Origin of the sequence: Pelagicoccus mobilis (assembly GCF_016595505.1) — a bacterium.
Classification (GTDB): domain Bacteria; phylum Verrucomicrobiota; class Verrucomicrobiia; order Opitutales; family Opitutaceae; genus Pelagicoccus; species Pelagicoccus mobilis.
Genome location: NZ_JAENIL010000074.1, coordinates 1 through 23,591 on the forward strand (window position 1 = coordinate 1; position 23,591 = coordinate 23,591).

At 55.8% G+C, this 23,591-nt stretch carries 22 protein-coding genes; 12 read left to right on the forward strand and 10 right to left on the reverse strand.

Translation table 11 applies throughout. The annotated features are described in order from the left end of the window. Positions 1-322 precede the first annotated feature (322 nt). The 3 genes from JIN87_RS25030 to JIN87_RS25040 all read left to right on the forward strand — a co-directional run bounded on the left by JIN87_RS25030 (position 323) and on the right by JIN87_RS25040 (position 3,779). Positions 323-1,366, forward strand: coding sequence for a sugar phosphate isomerase/epimerase family protein (locus JIN87_RS25030; protein WP_200358840.1), 1,044 nt, complete (start codon positions 323-325; stop codon positions 1,364-1,366). 59 nt (positions 1,367-1,425) lie between these two features. Further along, positions 1,426-2,505, forward strand: a complete 1,080-nt coding sequence (locus JIN87_RS25035) for a Gfo/Idh/MocA family protein (RefSeq protein ID WP_200358842.1) — start codon at positions 1,426-1,428, stop codon at positions 2,503-2,505. 113 nt (positions 2,506-2,618) lie between these two features. Continuing rightward, positions 2,619-3,779, forward strand: a complete 1,161-nt coding sequence (locus JIN87_RS25040; RefSeq protein WP_200358844.1) for a Gfo/Idh/MocA family protein — start codon at positions 2,619-2,621, stop codon at positions 3,777-3,779. A 115-nt stretch (positions 3,780-3,894) separates the two neighbouring features. On the opposite strand, the gene JIN87_RS25045 is transcribed toward JIN87_RS25040, so the two are convergent. Beyond that, a complete protein-coding gene (locus JIN87_RS25045; protein ID WP_200358846.1) occupies positions 3,895-4,794 on the reverse strand; it encodes a LysR family transcriptional regulator in 900 nt (299 codons plus the stop codon). Between the two features lie 95 nt (positions 4,795-4,889). Between JIN87_RS25045 and JIN87_RS25050 the strand changes: the two genes are divergently transcribed. From JIN87_RS25050 to JIN87_RS25060, 3 genes are all read left to right on the forward strand, one after another. Continuing rightward, a complete protein-coding gene (locus JIN87_RS25050; protein ID WP_200358848.1) occupies positions 4,890-5,105 on the forward strand; it encodes a hypothetical protein in 216 nt (71 codons plus the stop codon). Positions 5,106-5,388: 283 nt separating this feature from the next. Next, the gene (locus JIN87_RS25055; protein ID WP_200358850.1) at positions 5,389-6,099 is read left to right on the forward strand and encodes a putative metalloprotease CJM1_0395 family protein; all 711 of its coding nucleotides are present in this window, start codon (positions 5,389-5,391) and stop codon (positions 6,097-6,099) included. A gap of 60 nt (positions 6,100-6,159) precedes the next feature. Then, complete coding sequence (locus JIN87_RS25060; RefSeq protein WP_200358852.1) at positions 6,160-7,458, forward strand: Gfo/Idh/MocA family protein; 1,299 nt, start codon at positions 6,160-6,162, stop codon at positions 7,456-7,458. Between the two features lie 54 nt (positions 7,459-7,512). Here JIN87_RS25060 and JIN87_RS25065 read toward each other — a convergent pair whose 3' ends face one another. The 4 genes from JIN87_RS25065 to rapA all read right to left on the reverse strand — a co-directional run bounded on the left by JIN87_RS25065 (position 7,513) and on the right by rapA (position 12,780). Further along, entirely contained in the window at positions 7,513-8,742 is a 1,230-nt protein-coding gene (locus JIN87_RS25065) for a hypothetical protein (protein WP_200358854.1), read from the reverse strand. An 89-nt stretch (positions 8,743-8,831) separates the two neighbouring features. Next, a complete protein-coding gene (locus tag JIN87_RS25070; protein ID WP_200358856.1) occupies positions 8,832-9,098 on the reverse strand; it encodes a hypothetical protein in 267 nt (88 codons plus the stop codon). 111 nt (positions 9,099-9,209) lie between these two features. Then, positions 9,210-9,791, reverse strand: a complete 582-nt coding sequence (locus tag JIN87_RS25075) for an SGNH/GDSL hydrolase family protein (protein WP_200358858.1) — start codon at positions 9,789-9,791, stop codon at positions 9,210-9,212. A gap of 127 nt (positions 9,792-9,918) precedes the next feature. Continuing rightward, positions 9,919-12,780, reverse strand: coding sequence for an RNA polymerase-associated protein RapA (gene rapA, locus JIN87_RS25080; protein WP_200358860.1), 2,862 nt, complete (start codon positions 12,778-12,780; stop codon positions 9,919-9,921). Between the two features lie 226 nt (positions 12,781-13,006). Here rapA and JIN87_RS25085 point away from each other — a divergent pair, with 226 nt between their 5' ends. Continuing rightward, a complete protein-coding gene (locus tag JIN87_RS25085) occupies positions 13,007-13,963 on the forward strand; it encodes a chemotaxis protein CheV (protein WP_200358862.1) in 957 nt (318 codons plus the stop codon). A 14-nt stretch (positions 13,964-13,977) separates the two neighbouring features. On the opposite strand, the gene JIN87_RS25090 is transcribed toward JIN87_RS25085, so the two are convergent. Beyond that, entirely contained in the window at positions 13,978-14,976 is a 999-nt protein-coding gene (locus tag JIN87_RS25090; RefSeq protein ID WP_200358864.1) for a hypothetical protein, read from the reverse strand. 88 nt (positions 14,977-15,064) lie between these two features. Continuing rightward, entirely contained in the window at positions 15,065-15,586 is a 522-nt protein-coding gene (locus JIN87_RS25095) for a chemotaxis protein CheX (RefSeq protein ID WP_200358866.1), read from the reverse strand. Between the two features lie 310 nt (positions 15,587-15,896). On the opposite strand from JIN87_RS25095, the gene JIN87_RS25100 reads away from it, so the two are divergent. The 3 genes from JIN87_RS25100 (at position 15,897) to JIN87_RS25110 (ending at position 19,052) form a co-directional block, all read left to right on the forward strand. Beyond that, the gene (locus JIN87_RS25100) at positions 15,897-16,757 is read left to right on the forward strand and encodes an HDOD domain-containing protein (protein ID WP_200358869.1); all 861 of its coding nucleotides are present in this window, start codon (positions 15,897-15,899) and stop codon (positions 16,755-16,757) included. Next, positions 16,754-18,208 (forward strand): Si-specific NAD(P)(+) transhydrogenase, encoded by a 1,455-nt coding sequence (sthA, locus tag JIN87_RS25105; RefSeq protein ID WP_200358872.1) that lies wholly within the window; start codon positions 16,754-16,756, stop codon positions 18,206-18,208. The genes JIN87_RS25100 and sthA overlap by 4 nt, the downstream gene beginning before the upstream one ends. Before the next feature lie 76 nt (positions 18,209-18,284). Further along, complete coding sequence (locus JIN87_RS25110; protein ID WP_267909448.1) at positions 18,285-19,052, forward strand: SOS response-associated peptidase; 768 nt, start codon at positions 18,285-18,287, stop codon at positions 19,050-19,052. On the opposite strand, the gene JIN87_RS25115 is transcribed toward JIN87_RS25110, so the two are convergent. Next, a complete protein-coding gene (locus tag JIN87_RS25115; RefSeq protein WP_200358876.1) occupies positions 19,020-20,012 on the reverse strand; it encodes a YheT family hydrolase in 993 nt (330 codons plus the stop codon). The genes JIN87_RS25110 and JIN87_RS25115 overlap by 33 nt on opposite strands. A 123-nt stretch (positions 20,013-20,135) precedes the next feature. Here JIN87_RS25115 and mgtE point away from each other — a divergent pair, with 123 nt between their 5' ends. Together mgtE and JIN87_RS25125 are read left to right on the forward strand one after the other, a co-directional pair. Further along, positions 20,136-21,476 carry a magnesium transporter gene (gene mgtE / locus JIN87_RS25120; protein WP_200358879.1) on the forward strand — a complete coding sequence of 447 codons (1,341 nt, stop codon included), beginning with the start codon at positions 20,136-20,138 and terminating at the stop codon, positions 21,474-21,476. Between the two features lie 219 nt (positions 21,477-21,695). Beyond that, positions 21,696-22,217, forward strand: coding sequence for a chemotaxis protein CheX (locus JIN87_RS25125; RefSeq protein WP_200358881.1), 522 nt, complete (start codon positions 21,696-21,698; stop codon positions 22,215-22,217). Positions 22,218-22,247: 30 nt separating this feature from the next. On the opposite strand, the gene JIN87_RS25130 is transcribed toward JIN87_RS25125, so the two are convergent. Next, positions 22,248-22,907: a helix-turn-helix transcriptional regulator gene (locus JIN87_RS25130; protein WP_200358883.1), complete on the reverse strand. Its 660-nt coding sequence runs from the start codon at positions 22,905-22,907 to the stop codon at positions 22,248-22,250. A gap of 455 nt (positions 22,908-23,362) precedes the next feature. Continuing rightward, positions 23,363-23,591, reverse strand: a 229-nt coding sequence (locus JIN87_RS28425; protein WP_234033610.1) for a hypothetical protein, incomplete at its 5' end; no start/stop codon positions are given.

Consider the following 23,591-nt stretch of genomic DNA (forward strand, 5'->3'; position numbering starts at 1 on the left):
CGCGGCGTCCGCCAAAGCCATCCGACACTTGTGTCGCAAGGCTTTGGCAGCCTTGCGCTGCTTCGATTTGGGCTCGAACCAGCAAAGAGCTCATTCAAAGACACGCCCTGGGTGACGCGTATCCGGTTTTCTGATAAGCTGAGCAGCTTAACTGGTTCAGTTGCCTCAACTCAAACAATAGCATAAAGATGCCACGGCTCGAGGCCTCTTTCCTATTGCCTCGGCAAGGGCTGCAACTTTACTCGAAGCCCTCAGAATTCACCCTGCATTTACCGCTGAATAGAAAAGCGGTTCACCCCTAAAACGAAACGAAAGCATAATCATGCCAAGACCCGTCACCCTGTTCACCGGCCAGTGGGCCGACATGCCAATAGCGGAACTCGCACCGCTCGTGAAGAAAATGGGCTACGATGGCGTCGAGCTCGCCTGCTGGGGCGACCACTTCGACCCTGTTCAAGCCGCCAAGAGCAAGAAGTACTGCCAAGAGAAGTGGGCGCTTCTCGAAGAAAACGGTCTTACCTGTTACGCGATCTCCAATCACCTCGTTGGCCAGGCGGTCTGCGACAACATCGACGAACGCCACAAAGCCATCCTCCCACCAGATGTATGGGGCGACGGAAAACCAGAAGGCGTCCGCAAGCGTGCCGCTCGCATGATGATCACTACAGCAAAGGCCGCTCGCAAATTCTTCGACTGCAAGCCTGGCCGCGGTGCTAAGGACGACTTCCCAGCGGTTGTTAACGGATTCACCGGTTCTTCCATCTGGCACGCTCTTTACGCGTTCCCGCCGACAGACCAAGCTTTCATCGACAAGGGTTTCGCTGACTTCGGGAAGCGTTGGATTCCGATCCTCGATGCATTCGAAAAGGTAAACGTAAACTTCGCGCTCGAAGTTCACCCAACTGAAATCGCATTCGACACCGCTTCCGCTCGCCGTGCCATCAAGGCAGTCAAGGGCCACAAGCGCTTCGGTTTCAACTACGATCCATCTCACCTCGGATACCAAGGCGTCGACTACGTTCGCTTCATCCGCGAGTTCTCCGAGCGCATCTACCACGTCCACATGAAGGACGCATGGTGGGGTCACGGCGACGGTTCCGTTGGCGTATTTGGTGGCCACACTGACTTCGGCGATCCAAAACGTTTCTGGGACTTCCGCTCCCTCGGCCATGGTGATGTGAACTTCGAGGAAATCATCGTAGCTCTCAACGACATCAACTACGCCGGACCACTCTCCGTCGAGTGGGAAGACATCCGCATGGATCGCGTCCACGGCGCATCCGAGGCATCCGACTTCGTTCGCAAGTGCGACTTCCCATCCAGCAACGTCGCATTCGACGCCGCCTTCGATAAGGAAAAGCAGTAAATGGTAGGGACGCCTCGCCGAGGCGTCCGCCACCCTTCAACCCGATCAGATTTTAGACAATGACAATCAAAGTAGGAGTTATCGGAGCAGGCGGCATGGCCCAGTACCACATCGCCGGCTTCAAGCAAGCGGGAGCAGAGATTCTCGCGATCGCCGACCTCAACGAAGCAGCCGCGAAAGCAGCAGCTGAAAACTACGGCGTAGCAAACGCATTCGGCGACATCGACGCCATGTTCAACGAGCTGCCAGAACTCGACGCGGTCACCATCATCGTGCCGAACAAGTTCCACGCTTCGCTCGCAATCAAGGCACTCGAAGCAGGCAAGCACGTCTTCTGCGAAAAGCCACCCGCCATCAACGCAGCTGAAGTTGCGGAGATGAAGGAAGCAGCCGAAAAGGCAGGCAAGCATCTCATGTTCAACTTCAACAACCGCGCTCGTCCCGAGTCCTTCGCCATGAAGGCCTACGCGGAGGACGGCACGATTGGTCGCATCAACTCTGCCCAAGCAAAATGGATACGCCGTACTGGCATCCCAGGCTTCGGTGGTTGGTTCACCAACAAAGATCTCGCCGGCGGCGGTCCACTCATCGACCTCCTCCACATGGTGGATCTGGCGATGTACTTGATGGACTACCCAGAGCCTGCCTACGTGCTCGGTCAGACCTTCTCAGACTTCATCGACAACAAGGACTTCAAGGGTCCATGGGGAATCCCAGACGCCGGCGGTCCGACTAACGTTGAAGCAGCCGCACACGGTTTCGTGACCTTCAAGTCCGGCCAGACCCTCACCATGCAGGTCTCATGGGCGGAAATGATCAAACGCGAAGAAGTCTCCGTCGTATTCCAAGGCACCCAAGCAGGTGGCAAGATCGAGCGCCTCTTCGGCACCGACGGTCTCGACGAAACCAGCATCGACAGCTGCGAACTCTACACCCAAGAGCAGGGCAACTCAGTCAACCGCAGCATCGTTACCGAAGCCTGCGAAGACATGGGACGCTCCCGCTCCGCAGCGAACTTCATCAAGACTATCACTGGTGAAGAGAAGCCACTCAACACGCCAGACCAAGCGCTCTCCCTCATGAAGGTCATCGACGGACTCTACCAGTCCGCCAATACCGGTAAGCCAGTAGAAATCTAATTCCCCAACAATCTTCCTCTTCATCATCCTCCTAATCTTAATCAAAAACAGATCAGGAGGATGATTAGGATTAAGAGGATGATTCTTTAACAACCCAATTCCCTAAATACACAATGAAGCGTAAGTTAAGAATGGGCATGGTCGGCGGTGGCCGCGGTGCCTTCATCGGAGCCGTGCATCGCATGGCTGCAAACCTCGACGGCCAGATCGAACTCGTAGCTGGAGCCTTCTCTTCGGATCCAAAGAAGTCCAAGCTCTCCGGCAAAGACTTCCACCTCGATCCCTCTCGCGTCTACTCTTCCTATGAAGAGATGGCAGAGAAGGAAGCAGCTCTGCCTGCTGACGAGCGTATCGACTTCGTAAGCATCGTTGTTCGCAACAACCTCCACTTCCCTGTCGCCAAGTGCTTCCTCGAAGCAGGCTTCAACGTGGTATGCGACAAGCCGATGACTTTTAATCTGAAGGAAGCCAAGCAGCTCCGTCAGATTGTTAAGAAGTCAGGCAAGGTCTTCGCCCTCACTCACAACTACACTGGTTACCCAATGGTCAAGGAAGCGCGTGAGATGGCAAGCAAAGGCAAACTTGGCCGTATCCTGAAAGTTGTTACAGAGTATCCGCAAGGCTACGCTGTGGGCGACGTGGATCGCAAGGGACCAGCCAAGATCAATTCCTGGCGTACAAACCCTGAGGTTGCAGGTATCTCAAATTGTATCGCTGATATCGGTACACACGCAGAAAACCTTGGCCGCTATATCACTGGCCTCGAGATCGAAGAGATCTGCGCAGACCTCAATGCCTTCATCCCAGGCCGTGTGCTCGACGACGATGGAAACTTACTCGTACGCTACAAGGGCGGTGCAAGAGGCATCCTTTACGCCTCTCAAATCTCCAACGGTGACGAGAACAACCTCAACATCCGCATCTACGGCACCAAGGCCTCCCTCGAGTGGCATCAGGAAAATCCAAACGAGCTCATCGTGAAGTACCACGATAAGCCACGTGAGATTTACCGCCGCGGTAACGACTATCTCGGAGCGGCAGCACAAGCGAACACCCGTACGCCTTTCGCTCACCCAGAGGGATTCATCGAAGCCTTTGCGAACGTATACCTAGCCGCAGCAAAAGCCATCGATGCGGAAGTACACGGTAAGAAGATGCCAAAGAACCTCGACTTCCCAGACGTCGAAGACGGCATCGAAGGCATGGCCTTCATCGAGACCGTAGTAAAGTCTGCCAAGGCGAAGTCCAAGTGGACTAAGTTCATCAAGGCCTAAGCAGCACCCGAACGAAAACTCTCAAAGGACGCCCATCGTGGCGTCCTTTTTTTGCAAAACTCTCAAGGTAGCGGCCGTTGTCTCCAACGGCCATATCGATGGTTCCCCAAGTCGCCTACTTCGAATCGTAGGTATACGCGACATCGCGTATCAAATCCATAAATACACGAGCACCTGGTGACAAATACCGACGCGAATGGGTGAGCGCAAAAAGCAAACGGCTCATGCGCTCCGATACGAGCGAACGATAGACAATATCAAAGGGGATGTGGTCCTCCTTCGCCATCGCCGGCAAAATCGCGACTCCCACACCGAGGTTAACCAACTCCTTTACTGAACGCAGCTGAGCGCAAAGGGCCACCACCTTCGGTTCGACATTCATCAGATCAAAGAAGTCGAAAACCTTGTCACCCAAGGTTGCTGACTCTCCAAGCAGAATAAGAGGCTCATCTTTAAAGTCCTCGATCGATACCTTTTCCTTCTGCTTCGCCAAGGGGTGGTCTTTGGAAACAGCCAAAACCAAGTCTTCCCTTAAAATAGGCTCCGCATCGATACTCGGTGCATCCCCAGTGTAGGAGGAGATTGCTACTTCGATCCGACCCTGTGCCACATCGTCAATGAGACGACGCCTCAAACTCTCCTGGATCTGAATCTCGAGGTCCGGGTATTGCTCTCGGCACATGCGAATAACCGGAGGAATAAAGTAAGGTGTCACCGATGGGGTCACTCCCACCTTCACAACACCTTTAATCTCCTCCTCATTTTCTTTGATCTGCCGCTCCGCGTTCTCGATTTCCATCAAGATTGTGCGAGCCCTCGACTCCAGAAATTCCCCCGCCCGGGTCAGCTCTGCAGTACGACCAAGGCGATTGAACAGTTTCTGCCCCAGTTCGCCTTCGAGTTTAATAATCTGAGCACTCAGTGAAGGCTGCGAAACGAAACATTTCTCAGCCGCACGGGTGAAGTTTCCCTCTTCGGCCACTGCCAAAAAATACCTGAGTTGGTGTAGTTCCATAGTCGTTTCCTATGGTTTACATACCCAACAAGTATTTCAACTTATAAATGAAATCCCGTATACTGGTATCAGTCAGCAAATACTGACTCCAAACAATGAACACACAACACTACACCAGACACATATTGGTAGCTGCCTTGATAGCCTTCGCAACGCTACTCGGCATTCTGAACCTCTACACTGGTTCAGAGAAGCTTACCGCGAGCACTGTGGTTGTCGCAGCGCTCATTTTCCTAGGTGCGCTTGAGCTGCGCCGGGGCACTGGCTCCCGTTTGAAAACACGCCAGGTGAAGAAAAGCTCGCACGCCTAGTTAGTTCGTAAATTTAAGAAAACCAGGAACTTAGTTCCAACTCAAACCGAAGCCTCCAGCCACAAGCTGGAGGCTTCGCTCATTCAGGAGAGCAACGCTAATTCAGGAGGGCAACGCTCCGTCGTTGCCGCCCCAACCAAGCACGACCCCGCGTGCGCAGAAATGAACGTAACGTTACGTAGCAAACTGCGCAGGGAATCGGGCTGGCTCGGATTCCGCTTAGGCAGGCTTCGCTTTCGTCGATAGGATACTTAAGGCCAGGTGCCTTGAGAAATCTCCCAACATGATCGGCTCAGTCAGCAGCGCTAGCTTTGCCAGCTACGGCTTTCAGCAACACTCACAAGGTGATCGCTTCGCTTCCGCTCGGCATCCTCACAGCGACGAACCCGAAGAGGAAGCATTCAAGTCCGCTAAGGCCAAGGAGGAAGAAGAGAGAAATCAGGGCCCCAACCAACTCGACCCGGCCGAAAAAGAGCAGGTCGAAAAACTGAAGAAGCGTGACGCCGAAGTCCGCGCCCACGAGCAAGCTCACATGGCAGCCGCAGGCAGTCTCGCAATGGGTGGCCCAACCTACGTTTTCCAAACCGGTCCCGACGGAAAACAGTACGCCGTCGGCGGAAACGTAAAGATCGACACCTCGCCCGGGCGGACACCGGAAGAAACCGCTCAAAAAGCGAAGCAAATCCGCGCCGCAGCGCTCGCTCCTTCGGAACCATCCGCGCAAGACATGAAGGTGGCTGCAGCTGCTGCGAGCATGGAGATGGAGGCGTCCGCCAAGCTGAATGATAAAGCTTCGGAGAAAGGCAGTCCCTCCAACTCGGGCAACGCATCTCTTTCAGGAGAGATAACATCTGCCCGACAAGTTTTCGCCGCAGCCGCTAGCGATCAGCAAAACGCAAAGGACTCGGAAAACGGGAATGAGCAAAAAGAGCCAAACTCTCTAGTGCTCCAAGCCGCTCAGCTCTACAGTAAGCAAACCCGCAACCAGAGCTAGCCTCCGCAGCTACTTGCGTTAACGGTCAATTGAGGGCAGTTTCTCCGGAACCACCGCCCCATGAAAACGACAGTCCCTACCCGCCGCTCTTTCCTCAAAGCCAGCCTCACTGCAGGAATCGCCCCCCTCATTCTCCCCTCCCGCATTTTCGGAAAGAACGCTCCATCCAAACAAATTCAGCTCGGTTTCATAGGCGTTGGCGGACACGGCACTGAGTTCAATCTCAAGAACTTCCTCCGAATCAACGACTGCCGTGCTGTCTCCGTCTGCGACGTTTTTCGCGATCGCCGAGAAAACGCCGCCAAGCTAATCAACGAAACCTACGAGAACACCGACTGCCGTACCGCTAACGATTTCCGCGAGCTACTCGCTGATCCAAGCATCGACGCAGTAGTCATTTCGACACCCGACCACTGGCACGTTCCAATGTCGCAAATGGCGCTTGCCGCCGGTAAACACGTTTTCTGCGAAAAACCAACGTACACCATTCGCGAAGGTCGAGCACTCGAAAGAAGCGTCGCCAACAGCGGACTCACCTTCGCCACCGGGCTCGAAGATCGCTCGCTAAGCCACTACCACAAAATGGTCGAATGGGTACGAAACGGAGCGATCGGAGACTTACAGCATATGGAAGTCACACTTCCCCCTGGCTCCATACACCCCGCCGACGAGGAAGCACCCGTTCCCGACGGACTCGATTGGAACCTCTGGCTCGGTCCCGCTCCCTTCCACCCCTACACTCCCACTCGAACCGGTTGGCTCAACTGGCGCTACATCCGCGACTACTCCACCGGAGTACTGACCGACTGGGGTACCCATCTGGTGGATACCGCTCAACTCGCAGCCAACGATCCGCACGGCTGCGTCGTCGAAGCCGAAGGTTGGGGTGCAGAGCTTCCACAGAATTCCCAGTCGGACATACCCGCCGAATACGAAGTCAACTACCGCTACTCGAACGGAATCACTATGCAGGTAAAAAATGCGGTCGACGAGAAGTGGCTCGGAGCGAAAGCTAGCATCAAGCTTATCGGCAACGATGGCTGGGTATCGATCACTGGTTGGCGTGGCACCTTCGATGCCAGTGATCCTAAAATACTCCGAACCAAATACAGAGCATCAGAAAACAAGCATTGGCCGATTCCTCCGGGCGAACATCGAAATTTCATCGACTGTATTCGCTCTGGAAAGACACCAACCTATAGCGCCGAAACTCTGCATTTGCTCAGCACCACTCTACACATGGGTCTTATAGCAATGGATACAGGCAGGAAACTGAACTGGGATCCGAAAACAGAACAGTTCATCAGAGATTCCGATGCCAACAAACGCCTCGACCGAACGCTCCGCGACTGGGAATAATTCAATTAAAGGTAGAGCCCGCTACTCCCAACAAGCATCGAAAAAGATTCCTCTCTAAATAAGCCCCGCCTTGCTAAGGCCTGACTTAAACGCGCTGCGATACATCCAGTGATTGATCCCTGCCATCAGCGGCACCGCCACCACACCCGCGCCCGGAACCAATTGCAGAAGCGCGAGAATCAGAAGCACCAAACGCACTAGCCACTTCGTCACGAATCCTTTGCTCCACGGCAAATAGCGACGGTAAGGAGCGACGAGCTGAATACGGTAGAAAATCACACCCGCGATCAACCCCAGCAATGGAATCGCCCCCAAAGCCGCAGAGATGATGAGCACCTTCGGCAAACGCGCATCCACAGTCGCAAAATAAGCCTCATTCACCTCTCGGTCGCTGAAAAGAGAGACTCCATCTTCCTTGCAAGAGATGTCAGCGCCACGTCCCTTCACTTTCTCCCCCGACTTGGGAGAACGCTTCAACTCGATAAGACGTACCTTCTGGGCAAGCGGATCGCTTTCCTTGCGCTCCTGCATTCCGCCTAACAAACCGAGCGCCACTGGCTCCTTGACCGGCTCGTCGCAACTCAAACAGGCGGTAGCGAAACAGTGGATCCGAGTCTGACACTTCGGACACTCGATACGTGCTGCCTCGATCTTGCTCTCATGGCGTTTGCGAATCAGGTAGAGCACGCCGAACACGATCCCGTTGAGCAACAGAACCGCACCCGGAATCGCCAACAGAATCCACACCCCGAAGGTCGCCCACAGCTCTTCGCACCAGCTGATGAACTTGCGCATTCCTAGCGAGTCATCCTCATCCGCCTCACTCAGGATACTAACCACGCCATTACGCGTCATGCTGAGAAAATAAGTGATCCCTCCAGAAATGGCCGCCGGGATCGAGTCGAGAAATCCCGCTTGCGAGATGACCTCCCCCGCAAAGGCAGCGTCCGACGTACTCAAAAGCCCGTGGCTGGTCGCCATCGACAAACCGGACTTCACGTAAACCAGCCCATCCTCCATCAGCTCGCGAATCTCAGGCGAGCGTTCGGCTAACATTTCCGCCGCCGCCAGGCCACCCAACCCCCAAACGGTCGCCGGATGCGTAAACCAAGAAGGCGCATCCGCCATCTTCTCAGTAATCTGCTGGATAAATTCGACGCTACCCAAAAACGGGACGCTTCCTCCGTACTTCATCGCGAACGCCGCTGCGAACGCAGGCAAGAAAGCGCGAGAAGCGAAAAAACCAGACAATCCAAGAGCGTAGAGAAGACTGTTCAGATCCATATGGCCAAACGCTGCCGCCTAGGATCGGATTTGCCAATCGGAAACTACTCCCTAACCGGCAAGGATTTGGAAACGAGACGCCCTCGCCTCTACGCCTTCGCAGACAAGAGGCTTCCTACATAAGATGTAGGGCTCAAAGTGCCGCGCTGCGTGTAGCCAGCCTTCTGGTTCACCATGCGGCCAAGCTTCGCTCGAGCGACCTTCATCATCGTTTCCTGCGAGATGTTGACCGACTGCTTTGGGGCGGAACGCTCCTCCTTTTGACCATACGCACTTTCCTCCTGCGAACCTTTGTCAAAGTCCGCAGCCTGACCGTAAACGATACGGTTCACTGGAATCGCGCTATCAAAAGACATTTGCCTACTGTTTTAGCAGAACAACTCAGCAAAACAATAGAGTATAGCGCTCAATTTACGGACTTTTCTTAAAGGAAAAGCTCCAAGGGGTTCAAAACACTAGTGATAACCCTAAACTTTTTCGCACAATTCGCCTAGACGGGACGCAATTGCTCCCGCGATGAAATCGCTGCCTCGCTCGTCAAAACGAATCCCATCCGGACGATTCGAGTCCAAGCGGGCCGCCGCTTTCACAATGCCATAGAGGTCGATAATCTTCACCCCCAGCATCCGAGCGACTGCCTTGGCTTCCTCGTTATAGAGAGAGATCGTCTCGTTATCGTAGCCAAACTCGTCCTCGCTTTGCACGCGCCGGACGTCAACCGGAGGAATCGTCAACCAAACCGGAGCCGCCGTGCTGTGCTCGAGGGCTATCTTCAAGATGCAGCGTACATTCCGAGCATAGGCCGTGAGAGGCACAAGCCGCTCGTTCTCTCCAAAGCAAATCTTCCGCGTATCAAGAAGCCCGGAAGCAAAAACCGCTACCTCCGGCTGCCGCTTGAGCACCCACTCCCTCGCGCCCACCAGCAAATCCACAGAAGTCTCAACCGACTTCGCCGGAGCCCAAAGTTCAGCCTTTTCGCTTAAAAGCGCGGTCAAGACCGGGCAAAAGTCCGAACAGATTTGGTTTCCAATCAATACTATGCGTTTCATCGAGCTGGGAGAGGAGGTTTAAAAGGAAGCAAGCACGCTAGCGCTCAAGCTCTTGATAATCAATCCTGCAGGAGACATGGATCGATTATCAATTCAGCTAATCAGACAGATCGAAGGCTCATCTGGCCTACACCTTCTGCAAACCGTCGATCTCTCCCTCCACAACCAGCCGAAGCGAATCCAAACGCAAACTCGCATCATCGATCGCTTGCCGCACTCCTTCGAGCTCCGCCTTGGCAATCTGGATCTCATCCGGACGCACGTTGTCGTTTATCTTCTGCAAATCCTCCAAGCGCTCGATCTCCTGCTCCAGCACCTTCTTCGCCTTAGCCTTCGCCGCCGTCTTCACCTTCTTCGCCTGCTTCTCCGCGATCTCCTCGGCGCCACCAATCATGGCTTCCAAAAACTCGCGACTGAAACCGGGACGCTCGAGGAAGCGATTAACATCGCCCGGCTCCAAGTTCTCCTCCGCCCAATCAGCGTCACGCTCATCCGACAAATCGTTGCCGCGAATGTCGACAACCACACGAATCGGCGTGGGCGACAAAAACCGGTCCACATGTAAATGGGACAAAGCAACCGTCTCTACCAAGAAAACGACCTCTACGCTCAAGCCCGGCTCATCACTTTCATAGAGAGCGAAAGCGGATACTCCCTTCTCCGACGAAACCAAGAGGTCAATCGAGTCGCGCACCAAGGAATGGTCAGGCGTCACAAAAGTCATGTCCTCACGCGTAATCGCCCGCTGACGCTCAAAAGTCGCCAACGCGCCTTCCGCCGGAAGGGATGGAAACGACTCCACATAGGCATGAGACGGATCCAGAATCACATCGCCATCCTCCTGCTCATCAACGCGCACCCCGTAAAACTCGAGCAAGTCATAAAGGAAGCTCTTCAAGTTCGAATCCGACTCAGCCTTACGAACGCGTTTCACCACGTCCTCCGCCACCTTCCCGTCATACGAGTTCAACTCAAGCAGACGGTCACGCCCCTTCGCCAACTTGCGGGACAGCTCTTCACGAAACACCTGCGTCTCCTCAATAAACGCCTCCAAGGCGTCACGGCTCGCATTCTTGCTCGCACCGTATTCAGATGCCAACGACACAAGACGCTCGCCAAAGCGAGCCAAGTATTCCGCTCCACCATGCACACAGCTCTCAAACCCATCGATTCCCTGGTGACACCATTCAGCGATACACTCCTGAGCTGAACCAACGATAAAAGGAACATGAATCTGAATCGTACTCGTCTGGCCAATACGGTCAAGACGCCCAATTCGCTGCTCTAGAAGCCCCGGATTAATCGGCAAATCGAAAAGCACGAGGTGATGCGCGAACTGGAAGTTACGCCCTTCACTTCCGATCTCAGAACAGATCAATACCTGAGCTCCATCCTCCTCCGCAAACCAAGCAGCATTGCGGTCGCGCTGCACAAGCTGAAGCTCTTCGTGAAAGAGCGCGATACTCACATTCAGACTCTCCCGCAATGCGGCCTCCAGAGCGATCGCCTTCTGACGCGACTTGCAGATCAACAAAGTCTTCACGCCCTTTCGGGCTTTCAAAAACGACACCAGCCAATCCAAACGCGGATCCCCCTTAAAGTTGTAGCGAATATCCGACTCAGTGCTCTTCCACTCCGCTTGCAATTCACGCACCAGCTTCGCCAGCAAGGTTGGATTATCACTTCCTTCCAATGGAGCCGGACAATACATGCGTTTCGGGAAGCCCTTCATGTTCGCCCGCGTATTGCGGAAAACCACACGCCCCGTACCGTGCTCGTCAAGCAAGGCCTTTAGCAACGATTCACGAGCACCCACCTGCTTCGTAGCCAAATCCTGGAGACGTTTCTTGAGTCCTTCCTGATCACGATGGAAAATTTGCTGCAAAGCCTTCTCGTCCGACTTATTAAGCGATTCTTCATCGATAATCTTGCCCGCGATCTCGGCGACCTTTCCGAAGTCCTGCATCTCCGCCTTAAACGTATCCAAATCCGAATACCGATCCGGATCCAAAAGACGCAAACGAGCAAAGTGCCCCGCCAAACCAAGCTGGGTCGGAGTCGCCGTCAAAAGCAACAGTCCAGGAGTCTTTTGGCCAAGCTCTTCGACGAGAGAATACTCGGGACTCGCCTCTTCCGGCGACCACTCCAAGTGGTGGGCCTCGTCCACGATTACGATATCCCAGCCAGCATCGATCGCCTGGAAGCTGCGTACCTCGCTGTTGGCAAGATAGTCCACGCTGCAAAGCACAAGCTGCTCGTCCAAAAACGGGTTCTCCCCCTCGTTGCTCGCTTCGAGCGCACGGCAACGCTCTTCATCAAAAATCCCGAACCACAAGCCGAAACGACGCAGCAACTCGACGAACCACTGGTGAACCAACGGCTCGGGCACCAAAATCAGAGCCCGCTGCGCGCGTCCCACCGCCCGCAAACGCTGCAAAATCAAACACGCTTCGATCGTCTTCCCCAGACCCACCTCGTCCGAAAGCAAAACACGCGGCAGCTGACGCGATGAAACCTCCTTCAATATATAATACTGATGCGGGATAAGGTCCAAACGCCCTCCAAAGAAACCACGCAGCTCCGAGCTCCGAAGCTCGTTCTGCATGAGCAATGCCCGCTGACGCAACTCGAACACGCCATCGTCATCCACCTGGCCAGCCATCAACCGGTCTTGCGGGTGGCTAAAACTCCCCGCGGCCACCAGCTCCGCCTCGCTCACGCTTTGCCCCTCGCCCCTGTAGTGAATCACACCTGCAACCTCCTCCGTCTCCTCTACAGAGAAAGAGGCACCCGTCTGAGTGTTGACCCGCTCGCCCACTCGAAAAAGCACCCGCTTCAGGACAGCGGCCCCCGCCGCATAGATACGCCGCTCCCCTGCGGCCGGGAAATTCAAACTGACACGAAAGCCGTCAACCTCCTCCACAATGCCAAGCCCAAGTTCCGGCTCAGGTTCGCTCACAAATCGCTGTCCAACTGCGTATGTATTCATTCGGCCGCGTAGCTTGGGAGAAACATCGCAAAAATCTACGCGAAAGGCAGCCAAGTCGCAAATTCTTCGGGCATATGGCGAGCACTACGCAGCCACATCGAGGAATTTACCCTATATTTGACACTTTCCGACTTAAACAAACCGCTCCCTCGCCGATGGGAGAAAAGCTGGATTCCCAACTCACCCCCTTAAAATCGCCCCCACAGCACTCATTTCCCATACAGCGATGACAACACTCAACAGCTCGCGAGACGCCATCCTCCTCGAATCCGGAACCAACGAAGTCGAATTCATCGAGTTCTTCCTCGGCGACATCAGCTACGGCATCAACGTCTCCAAGGTCCAGCGAGTCCTCGCCCGCAGCAGCGTGGAAATCACCGGCGTCGCGCAAGCCCCCATGGGAGCAGTCGGCCTCATCCACATCCAAGAGGAACCCATCATGCTGATGGATCTGAAAACGGCCCTCGGCATCCCGTTCGATCCCGACTCCATCGACCTGGAGCGACAGCTCATCCTCGTCACCACTTTCAACAAGCAAACAACCGCCTTCCTCATCGACGGCATCTCCAAGATCCACCGCACCTCCTGGGAAAACTTCGAGCCGCTCAGCTCCGACGTCACCAGCGAAGGCGCCGGAGGCTACTCGACCGGAACGGTCACCTTCGAGGACAAGATCATCATCATCCTCGATCTCGAGCGGCTCATGCTCGCCCTCTTCCCCACCAGCCACGGCAACCAAGGCATCATGGAAGGCGTCGAAAACAGAGCGGAGCGAAACGCAGTCCGCATCCTCTACGCCGAAGACTCGAAGATGGTTCGCAGCATTACCGAAGGTATCCTCAACGACTCCGGATACCTTCAGCTCGACACCTTCGAAAACGGCCAGGACGCCTACAATTTCATGTGCAAACGGATCGCCGAGAAAGACTTCGACGGAAACGCTCCTTACGACCTGATCCTCACCGACATCGAAATGCCGAAGATGGATGGCCTCACCCTTTGCCGCAAAGCGAAGACCGAAGCCTGCTCGCAACACCCGCCCAAGGTCATCGTCTACTCCTCCCTCATCAACAAGGAGATGGCTCTCAAATGCGAATCAGTCGGCGCCGACGCTCAGCTAGCCAAGCCAGACGTACGCCAAATCGTACAACTCATCGACTCCCTCTGCCTCCCTCCGATGTAAATCGGATCGAAGGGCTAAGCGCCCGCCGCCGCCGCACCGACAACCTTGCGCGAAGCGTAATCCCAAAACCAAGGCGACTCCCCGTCGATCTTAGCGCCGCCTAGCCAACGCTCCGCGAACGGTCCGCTAAGGTAATTGCTCCGCCCCTCCAGAACCGCACGGCCGCGCTCCGTCAACTCAAGCACTTGGGCGTCGAACGCCTCAAACGCCAGATCCTTAGGAGGGCACAAAAACGGCTGCCCAGACGCAGTCGTCAACAACGGATCAGCCCCGGAACACAAACCGTCCACTACTTGCCAAAACTCCCAATCGATCCGGAACGGCGTAGCCTCCGTCGATTGTACCTGGCGAAAAAGCTCGCGAGCATCGCCAATCCCCAAACGCACCGTGTCCAGCACCTGCATCTGGCTGATCGAAAGCCCATTCTCGACGCTAGGCAGCTCCTGCAGCCAACGCCCTAATCCAGTTGCCAGAGAAGAAAGCCCCTCGGAACTCGCCCGTTCCAAAGCGGCCTCGACCTCCGTCGGATCTGCTCCCGAAACCGCATCCCAAGCCACCGCGTAGATCGCGTGCGTACCCGCCGGGACGATCTCTCCCGCCTTGGCGATCTCCAGCAAAGCCCCGTCATCGAACACCGCAAGCGGACCATCCACCGTCATCAAACGAGCTTTCGCCTGCTCATTGATCGGTCGTTCGCTCAGCCACCCCAAGATCTGGGCCAAGCTCAACTGGTCTGCCAGCGAGCCGCCAAAGAGCAAATACACCTCCGACTCCGACTCGAAAGCCGCTAGCAGTTCCGCATTGCGAAGCTTCAAGTCGTCCTCGACCACATTGTCCTCGTCCCAATGCGCCGACGCGTAGGCGAAAGAGCGAGCGTTCGCAAACGCGTCCAAGTCGTTCCCGGCAATCAAACGGCCAAACGCCAGCGGGTCCTGCCACGCCACCGCAACAACTCGGCCTTCCGCTCTTTCCAGAGCGTTCGCCGTGGCCACATCATTTGTAAAAATCCGCATCGGTCACGCTATAGGTGGGCCGATTCCCTGTCGCCGTCAAATCCGATTTCTGATCGGAGACGTTACCGACCACCCGACAAACCGCCGCTTACTCGCAGCAAAAATCGATCAGCAGCTCCGAGCCGAACCCTTCAAAGAGATATTGACGACGGAAACTCATAGTCGCCGTGTCCACCTTCATCCGACGATTCTTCAAAACCTTGGGAGTCGTCAAAGCCAGTCTCGGGTACCATTTGGTAAGCCCGCCTTTCACGAGCCCTGCCAACATATTCCCCAATTCACCCAGCGTATCCTGCAACGCCTCCTCGCTATCCCCTTCCAGCCAATCCAAGCTCGGCAAATCAAACAGCTTCAACGCAAACGCCTCGGCCGCCGCCTTCGGAAGCACCAGCATTACCTTGCCATTCACATCACCTACCCAGCTCACCACGATCGCGTACAAACCGTCCGCAATCGGCAAGCTACCCAACATGTCGCTCGAGCCATTCTCGATCAAGCAAGCCCGGCTCTTCCAAGAGACCGTTTCGCTCACCATCGAGTCGAAGACGGTCACAACCGCTTCGCGGGCGAGATTGTCCAGCCTTTCGCTAGGAATTTCTTCTGTTGGCATGCTTTGATTCATACGGGAGAGATGGGTAGTGTGGGTCGGTTATGTTGGAAAGGGGACAGGCTCTAATCGTCACCTGCAGATACTTCTGAAGTTCCTACCGAATAATATGCGTACAACCACTCAACGGCCCGACAAACACCCGATCCCGACAAACAGACACCCCAGAAAAAAGAGCAAGTTCCCCCCAGCTTCGAAAGGTGGTTTTTACTTAATCGCAGAGCCAGTTGCGCCGAAGTAAGAAACAACTGTATTTCATATGGCCACCCAAAGTTACCCAGCCACAAACAGAACCATACGGACCACCTCCCAAATGCCCGATCAGCAAGAAAACGCCTCGCCCGCCAAGAAGGTGGCAAACGCCATCGTCCGCGGCATCAAAGAAGGCAAGCTCGAGCTGCCTGTGATGCCAAGCGTCGCGAGTAAGATTTTCAGCCTCACCAACAATCCAGACGCGGATATGGCCGAGCTCTCCAAGCTCATCCACGGAGACCAGTCCATCGCTAGCCACGTCCTGCGCATCGCCAACTCCGCTAGCTACACCAGCGGCGAGCCGATCGTCTCCCTCCAGCAAGCCGTCACCCGCCTCGGCATGAAGCTGCTCGGAGAAATCGCCATCGCCGTCTCGCTGCAAGGCGACATCTTCCAAGCCGCCGGTTTCGAAACCCAAATCAAGGCGCTCCTCCGCCACGCTCTCGCCTCAGGCGCCTACGGTCGCGAAATCGCCCGCAAACGCCGCCGCAATGTCGAAGGCCAATTCCTATGCGGACTCATGCACTCCGTGGGACGCCCCATCTGCTTGCAGCTAATCGCCAAGGTCCAATCGCAAGAACGGATCTCGCTCGATCCCCAAGAGGTGCAGCAAATCGTCAACAGCCTTCACTCCAAAATCGCGACCAAGGTCGCCATCGACTGGAAGCTCCCCAAGCAGCTCCAAGTCACCACTGTCTTCTACCAAAAGTACGAAAACGCCCCCAGCTTCAAAGACGAAAGCGCCGCGACCTACCTCTCCCAACTCCTCGGTAGCTGGGTCATGGAACCCACGAAATTCAACGTCATCGACCTAGCGAAGGATCCCGCCATCGAATACCTCAATTTCTACCAGGACGACTTCCAGGACCTTCTCGCCAAAAAAGACGACGTGAAAGCTGTCGTCGCAGCCATGGAACTATGACCCCAGAAGAAACGTTCGACCTCATCGTTATCGGTTCCGGCCCAGGCGGTCAAAAAGCGGCGGACCAAGCCGCAAAGTCAGGCCTCAAAGTCGCCATTATCGAAAGGGAGCGCGCCGTCGGCGGCACCTGCGTCCACCTCGGCACCATTCCGAGCAAGACGCTGCGCGAAGCCGCCCTCACCATCGCCACCCTCAAACGCAACGCCGACGTCTTCGACTTCAAGCTGAAGGACGACATGGAAGTCTCCACGCTCATGAAGCGTCTCGACTCCGTCCTACAGTCCTACACCTCCTTCATCTCCAGCCACATCGGCTCGAGCGGAGGCAAGGTATTCCTAGGCCGAGCCAGCTTCGTAGACCAAAACACAGTGCTCGTCACGACCGTCAAAGGAAAGCGAATCGTGCTGGGAGCCAAAAACGTGATCGTCGCCTCCGGCTCTCGCCCTCGCACGCCACCGGACATCCCGGTCGATCACGAGCACATTCTCGATAGCGACTCCATCTTGAGCATGATCTACCTGCCAAGATCCCTAACCGTCATCGGCGCCGGAGTCATCGCCTCGGAATACGCATCCATATTCTCACTACTCGGCGTCAAGGTTACCATGATCGACCGCACTCCGCGCCCACTCATGTTCATGGAGCCCGAGCTCACCGCCAAATTCCTCGACAACTTCACCCGCAACGGCGGCAAGTACATCGGCAACGTCAAAGCCAAGAGCGTCGAGTGGAACGGGCTGCAAGTGCGCACCGTGCTCGACAATGGAGAGGAGCTCCTCAGCGACAAGATGCTCGTCGCCCAAGGTCGCCTCGCCAACGTCGAGGCGCTCAACCTCGAAGCCATGGACGTCGAACGAGGACGCAACGGAGTCATCGCAGTCGACGAAAACTACCAGTCCTCCGTGCCAAGCATCTACGCCGTAGGAGACGTTATCGGCCCGCCCTCCCTCGCGTCCGTATCCATGGAGCAAGGACGACGAGCCGTCCGTCACATTCTCGGCAAGGAAGCAAGCGACGCCATCGACCTCGTGCCCATCGGCATCTACTCCGTCCCCGAACTCTCCTCCGTCGGACTCTCCGAAGAGCAAGCCCGCGAGAGATGCGGCGATAACATCATCATCGGCCGAGCCAATTTCGAGGAAGTCGCCCGCGGGCAAATCGCCGGCATCCAAGACGGCATGCTCAAGATGATCGCCGACGAAAAAGGCGAGAAGATCCTCGGAGTCCACATCGTGGCCGAAGGAGCGACCGACCTCGTGCACGTCGGCGAGATGGCCATCCTAAACGGAAACCACGTCGACACCTTCCTGGAGAACATCCTCAACTTCCCCACCCTCGGCGAAGCCTATCGAATCGCCGCCATCGACATCGCCAACAAACGGGCCAAACGACTCAGCAGAAAACGGCAGCCCCGCATCCAAAAGCTGATCGACGAAGCCGAACTCAACTGATCCGTATCCCACTCGGAAATTCGATCCGTTTCCGAGTTGTAAACGGATTACGTATCCCCCACTCTCCCGGCTGAGTATGTGCGGGCGTTACACGTTGAGAAAAGGATTGAGCAATGTCGCTGAAAAGTTGGGCGACTACGCCCTTGGCCCAGCGGCGAAGAATATCGAAGCCGAAGGCCCCCGGTTCAACATCGCCCCCACCCAAAACAGCCTCGTCCTGAGGAAGTCCATCGCCGATCCCCATTTGCTGGAGCCCGTTCACATGCGCTGGGGCCTCGTGCCCAGCTGGTCCAAAACGCCATCCACCAGAGCGCCCATGATCAACGCCCGCTCGGAAACGGTGTCCGAAAAACCGTCCTTTAAAGCCGCCTTCAAACGAAGACGTTGCCTCGTGCCAGCCGACGGATTCTACGAATGGCAACAGCAAGAGGGAGGCAAAGTCCCCGTCCACTTCTCGATGCAGGACGACTCCGTCTTCCTCATGGCGGGAATTTGGGAAAAATGGACAGGCCACGAAAACGAAGGCTTCGAAAGCTACACCATCCTCACCACCCAGGCCAACTCCCTCATCTCCGCCTACCACGACCGCATGCCCGTGATTCTGAGCGGCAACAAAATCGAGCAATGGCTCGAAACGGACCTCTCACGCCTGACCCTGGCAGACCAAGCCAGCTTCTTCTCCCCTTTCGACTCACGACAAATGAGTTCCCAGTTTGCCAACCCCAAACTGAACAGCCCGAAACAAGAAGGCCCAGAGTGCCTGGAAGGAACGGGCACAGAGGAGAAACCGAAATTTCGCTCGTCCGTCCTTCTACAAGACTGGATCCCTCTCTCCGACTCCTAGCCTTCCTTCAAGGAAACGCAGCGCAACCGCCTCGTGCCACGCCATGCCGTCGACACGGCGAGAGGGAAAGCCCAAATGCCCACCCTCGTCAGGAAATAGCGAATACAGAGACTCGCTCGCTTTCGCTATTTCCTCAGGAAAACAAGCTTCCGACAAAAACGGATCATTTCGAGCGTTGAGCAACAAGGAGGGCACCTGAATCGCATCCAGCCAATTGAGAGAACTGCAACGCCTCCAATAATCCTCCGCGCTCTCAAATCCGTTAAGCGGAGCCGTATACCGCCCATCAAACGCCAGAAAATCCTGCAGGTCGCGACACCCCACCGCATCCAGCTCCTCCGGATAGACTTGCGCCTTCTCCTCAATCTTCTGGCTCAACATCCGAATAAATCGTCGCATGTAGAGCTGGTTGGACTTTCGTCCGATCTTGAGAGCGGATCCTTCCAAATCTACCGGAGCCGAAACGGCAACCCCCGCCTTCACCTTGGGTGAAACCGTCTCAGGATCTTCACCAAGATATTTCAAAACGACATTGCCCCCCAAGCTAAAGCCACAAAGCAGGATCGAGTCGTATCGGTTTCCCAAATACTCCAGCACCTCCCTCAGATCTCCCGTTTCGCCACTGTGGTAAAAACGGACCGCACGATTCATCTCTCCACTGCAGCCCCGCATGTTCATCGCCACAAAATCCCACGCCAACGAACCGAGAGCCATCGCCAAGCTCTTCACATAGGGCGCCTGCGACGACCCCTCCAATCCATGCAAAACCAGTAAGCACGTATCAGAACTTTCCCTACCCAAATGGTCCAGATCCACAAAATCGCCATCACTCAGCTCCACTCGATCACGCTCGTAGCGAACCTTGAAACGGCGACGGGTCAGGTTCGGCACGATCGTCTCCCAATGCTCCCCACGTAGGAGCATCGGACATCGATAATCTGGAGCAGATAGAACTGGCATGCGTTTCCGGATACAAAATCAGCTGAAAGTGACAGCCAAGAAGCTCACATTCCCACATTTTTTGCGCCATCTTAAAATACCGCACTTGCTGCCCGAGCCACTATTTGTCTTAAAAAGCAGCAAATGGCGGAGCGTGAAGAACAGATTCAACCTGTAAGCAACGCTTTCAACCGAACGCTAAACCGGCTGAAGGAGATGCACCCAAGCGATATCGCTGAGGATCTCGAAGATCGTGACCTCGACGAAATCCGCAAGCTCCTGCGCGAGTTCAGCGACGAGCAAGTCGCCGATATCCTCACCGAGCTCCCCCAAGAAATCCAGACCGACCTCATGGAAAACATGAGGCTGGATCGCGTCTCCGAAATCATCCCCGAGATGTTCTCCGACGACGCGGCCGACGCCCTCGGACACGTTTCCCCAGACCGCCTGCAGGATATCATGGATACCCTGCCCGAGGAAGACGTCGAAGAGATCACCGACCTCCTCGAGTACCCGGAAGACAGCGCCGGGGGTATCATGCGGAAAGAGGTCAACGCGGTCCTCACCTCCATGTCCCTCTCCGAAGCGCGCGAAGCGATCCGCCGCGACGAGGACCAAGACCAGGACAACGCCATCTACATCTACGTCGTCGACCAAAACGAGCGCCTGCAAGGCGTCCTCAAGCTGCGCGACCTGCTCTTCCGCGACCTCCGGCTCAAAGTAGCCGACGTCATGATCACCGACGTCCGCTCCGTCTCCGTCAACGCCGACCAGGAGGAGATCGCCAATATTTTCCAGAAGTACAACTACCTCGCCCTCCCCGTTGTCGACGACTTCGGCAAGCTCGTCGGCCTCGTGACCTCCGACGACGTCATCGACGTCATCCAGGAAGAGGCCACCGAAGACATGCAGCGCATGGTCGGCTTGAGCGGCGAGGAAATGGTCACCACCCCGTGGAGCCGCTCTGTAAAAAACCGCCTCCCCTGGCTGCTAATCAATCTCGGCACAGCCTTCCTCGCCGGCTGGGTCGTCTCCCTCTTCGAGGACACCCTCGTGAAGTACGCCATGCTCGCCGCCTTCCTCCCCATCGTGGCCGGCATGGGCGGAAACGCCGGAGCCCAAACCCTCACCATCGTCGTTCGCTCCCTCGCCTTGGGCGAAATCGAAAACAACGAATGGCGACGCGTCCTCGTCAAAGAAGTGATCACCGGCCTAGTCGTCGGCATCGCCATCGGCCTCGTCGTCGGTTTCGTCTCCTGGCTCTGGAAAGGCAGTTGGGTCATCGGCGCCGTCGTCTGCCTCGCCATGCTGCTCAACATGATCGCCGCCGCTCTCGCCGGAGTCATGGTACCGATCGGACTGCGAGCAGTCAAAGTCGACCCCGCCCTTGCCTCATCCATCATGGTCACCACAGTTACCGACGTGATGGGATTTTTCCTCTTCCTCAGCCTAGCCAGCATCGCCCTGAATTTCCTCGCCCTTTAACCTCGATTTTTCATCCGGCGAGCGGGAGCCGTAAATTTCCCGCTAATCAGGCTCGCAAACGTCTCAGTTGCAGGGAATTATTCCGATTAACTTTCAAACCACCATTTTCGAGCAACGCCACCAACACCTAGCCCTACCTCGACCAACAGAATCCGGCTCGCGCCCGCAACGCTGAGCTAGCCAAGGTTCGACCGCCTAAAATCGAGAAATCCCACGCAAATGTCCGTTTCTGTCCCCGTCGGAAAAATCCACGAATTTCTAAGCACCTCTCTCAGCAAGGTGGTCGATACCATGATCGGCTTTCAGTGCGAATGCACCGGTCACGAGGCTTACGCAGGCAAACAAGCCTTCAGCCCGCAGATCGACCCAGCAAAGGATGACTCCAAGCGCATGTTCGCCTCCTCCGTCGGCTTCGCAGGCGACATCAGCGGCGTCTGCTACCTCTTCATGACCGAAAACTTCGCCTACAAGGCAGGCGGAAAAATCACCGGCCTGGACAGGGAAGATCTCGACGACGATGTAGTGCGCGACGTTTGCGGCGAGCTCACCAACATGTTCGCCGGAACCTTCAAAAACAAGCTGGCCGACCTCGGTCTCCCCTCCACCCTCACCCTTCCTACCGTCGTTCAAGGCAAGCGCATGGCTATCAGCACCGCAGGTACCGCCGAGCAATACCGCTTCACCTTCGAGGTCGACAATCTAAACATCTACGCCGACCTCCTCCTTTCCGATAGAGGATAACTCGCTAGGGTCGCAAAGAGCAACCAGCCCTCACTTCGATTTCTCGATCCGGTAGGCGCACCGACGAGCACCAGACAACATGTGCTCCACCCGCTCCACCTTGCAGCCCGGTCCAAGAACGTTTTCGAAGACCGATAGCTCACGAGCGCAAAGCCCCTTGCACGCATCGGCAGCCGCGCAGATGGGACAGTGGTTCTCCACAAGCTCAAACACGCCATCTTCAGACTGAGTCGCCTCGGCCATATAGCCCTCTTCGCTACGGGCCTTTGCCAGACATCCAACCTTCTCCTCCAAGGACCCAGCTCCCGCCAGCCGTTTCCCGTACTGACTCATCTGCTCCTCCGCCCTCTCGTCGAGCAGCTTGTCCAAGGCTTCCTCGCCCAACACGCTCTTAACGTTGCCCAGCAGATCGAGAATCAGATCCCGATGCCGGTCCGGAAAATGCCGTTGGGCCTTCGTAGTCAAAAACCAAAACTTCGTCGGACGCCCTTTGCCTTGGGCACGATCCTCCGACGAAACATCGCCCACCGACTCCAACTCCTGCATGTGCTGGCGAATCGCCATCGAAGAGACGCCCAGCTCCTCCGCCATCTGCTGACTCGAAAGTTCACCCCGCGTCTTCAGCATCTCAAGCAAAGAGCGGCGGGTGGCCCAATTCGGCCCTTTGTAACTCCCGTTCTTCAATGGCATTCCTTTTTAAAGCTTATTCTTTCTTAAAAAGTCGAGCCTAAAGCCCATAGCCTCAGAACCAAAAGAAGAGGACCCCTCCCTCCTATTCCACAGATACCATACGGGGTCCCCTTCTCTTTGCTTGGCGGCGTTTCCCTCGCCGTTGATCACATACCGGGCAGATGTTCGTTCTTAGTCATCCACACACGACCATCTTTGTACTACAACTGTAGTCCATTTATTCATAAACGCAAGCTCGTTTCGAAGATTTCCCGTCCTAGGCGCTCCGCTCCAGCCTCAGCCCCCATGCCCAAATAGTCGTCCCCCCTATCGACAAAGTCGGAGCCGACGCTATAGTAAAAATATCGTAAACGGCAGCCGCCGAACTCATGGACGACCTTCTCATAGTCAGAGCTTCAGACCGAGTCCGCCCCAGACGCTATCAACGCCGGGCCCAGGTACCCTTGGGCGCCAACTTAGGCATCGTCATTGGAGTCGCCTGCGGATTCATAGGAGCCACCCAATACCCTGAGCAGATGCCCATAGGCATGCTTGGCGGAATAGGAGTCGGAATCGTGATCGGCGGCCTCATCGGACCTCTCCTCCGTCCGAAATCCAAGCGAATCACCCGTTTCCCCAAAAAACATTACGACGGATTCCCCTTCCCAACCCAAGAGGAAGAAAACGCCAACAAGCAGTAGTCCG

Bases quoted from the DNA above. Each gene is read 5' to 3' on its own strand.
- JIN87_RS25030 (WP_200358840.1), top strand. From the start codon at position 323: ATGCCAAGACCCGTCACCCTGTTCACCGGCCAGTGGGCCGACATGCCA.
- JIN87_RS25035 (WP_200358842.1), top strand. From the start codon at position 1,426: ATGACAATCAAAGTAGGAGTTATCGGAGCAGGCGGCATGGCCCAGTAC.
- JIN87_RS25040 (WP_200358844.1), top strand. From the start codon at position 2,619: ATGAAGCGTAAGTTAAGAATGGGCATGGTCGGCGGTGGCCGCGGTGCC.
- JIN87_RS25045 (WP_200358846.1), bottom strand. From the start codon at position 4,794: ATGGAACTACACCAACTCAGGTATTTTTTGGCAGTGGCCGAAGAGGGA.
- JIN87_RS25050 (WP_200358848.1), top strand. From the start codon at position 4,890: ATGAACACACAACACTACACCAGACACATATTGGTAGCTGCCTTGATA.
- JIN87_RS25055 (WP_200358850.1), top strand. From the start codon at position 5,389: ATGATCGGCTCAGTCAGCAGCGCTAGCTTTGCCAGCTACGGCTTTCAG.
- JIN87_RS25060 (WP_200358852.1), top strand. From the start codon at position 6,160: ATGAAAACGACAGTCCCTACCCGCCGCTCTTTCCTCAAAGCCAGCCTC.
- JIN87_RS25065 (WP_200358854.1), bottom strand. From the start codon at position 8,742: ATGGATCTGAACAGTCTTCTCTACGCTCTTGGATTGTCTGGTTTTTTC.
- JIN87_RS25070 (WP_200358856.1), bottom strand. From the start codon at position 9,098: ATGTCTTTTGATAGCGCGATTCCAGTGAACCGTATCGTTTACGGTCAG.
- JIN87_RS25075 (WP_200358858.1), bottom strand. From the start codon at position 9,791: ATGAAACGCATAGTATTGATTGGAAACCAAATCTGTTCGGACTTTTGC.
- rapA (WP_200358860.1), bottom strand. From the start codon at position 12,780: ATGAATACATACGCAGTTGGACAGCGATTTGTGAGCGAACCTGAGCCG.
- JIN87_RS25085 (WP_200358862.1), top strand. From the start codon at position 13,007: ATGACAACACTCAACAGCTCGCGAGACGCCATCCTCCTCGAATCCGGA.
- JIN87_RS25090 (WP_200358864.1), bottom strand. From the start codon at position 14,976: ATGCGGATTTTTACAAATGATGTGGCCACGGCGAACGCTCTGGAAAGA.
- JIN87_RS25095 (WP_200358866.1), bottom strand. From the start codon at position 15,586: ATGCCAACAGAAGAAATTCCTAGCGAAAGGCTGGACAATCTCGCCCGC.
- JIN87_RS25100 (WP_200358869.1), top strand. From the start codon at position 15,897: ATGCCCGATCAGCAAGAAAACGCCTCGCCCGCCAAGAAGGTGGCAAAC.
- sthA (WP_200358872.1), top strand. From the start codon at position 16,754: ATGACCCCAGAAGAAACGTTCGACCTCATCGTTATCGGTTCCGGCCCA.
- JIN87_RS25110 (WP_267909448.1), top strand. From the start codon at position 18,285: ATGTGCGGGCGTTACACGTTGAGAAAAGGATTGAGCAATGTCGCTGAA.
- JIN87_RS25115 (WP_200358876.1), bottom strand. From the start codon at position 20,012: ATGCCAGTTCTATCTGCTCCAGATTATCGATGTCCGATGCTCCTACGT.
- mgtE (WP_200358879.1), top strand. From the start codon at position 20,136: ATGGCGGAGCGTGAAGAACAGATTCAACCTGTAAGCAACGCTTTCAAC.
- JIN87_RS25125 (WP_200358881.1), top strand. From the start codon at position 21,696: ATGTCCGTTTCTGTCCCCGTCGGAAAAATCCACGAATTTCTAAGCACC.
- JIN87_RS25130 (WP_200358883.1), bottom strand. From the start codon at position 22,907: ATGCCATTGAAGAACGGGAGTTACAAAGGGCCGAATTGGGCCACCCGC.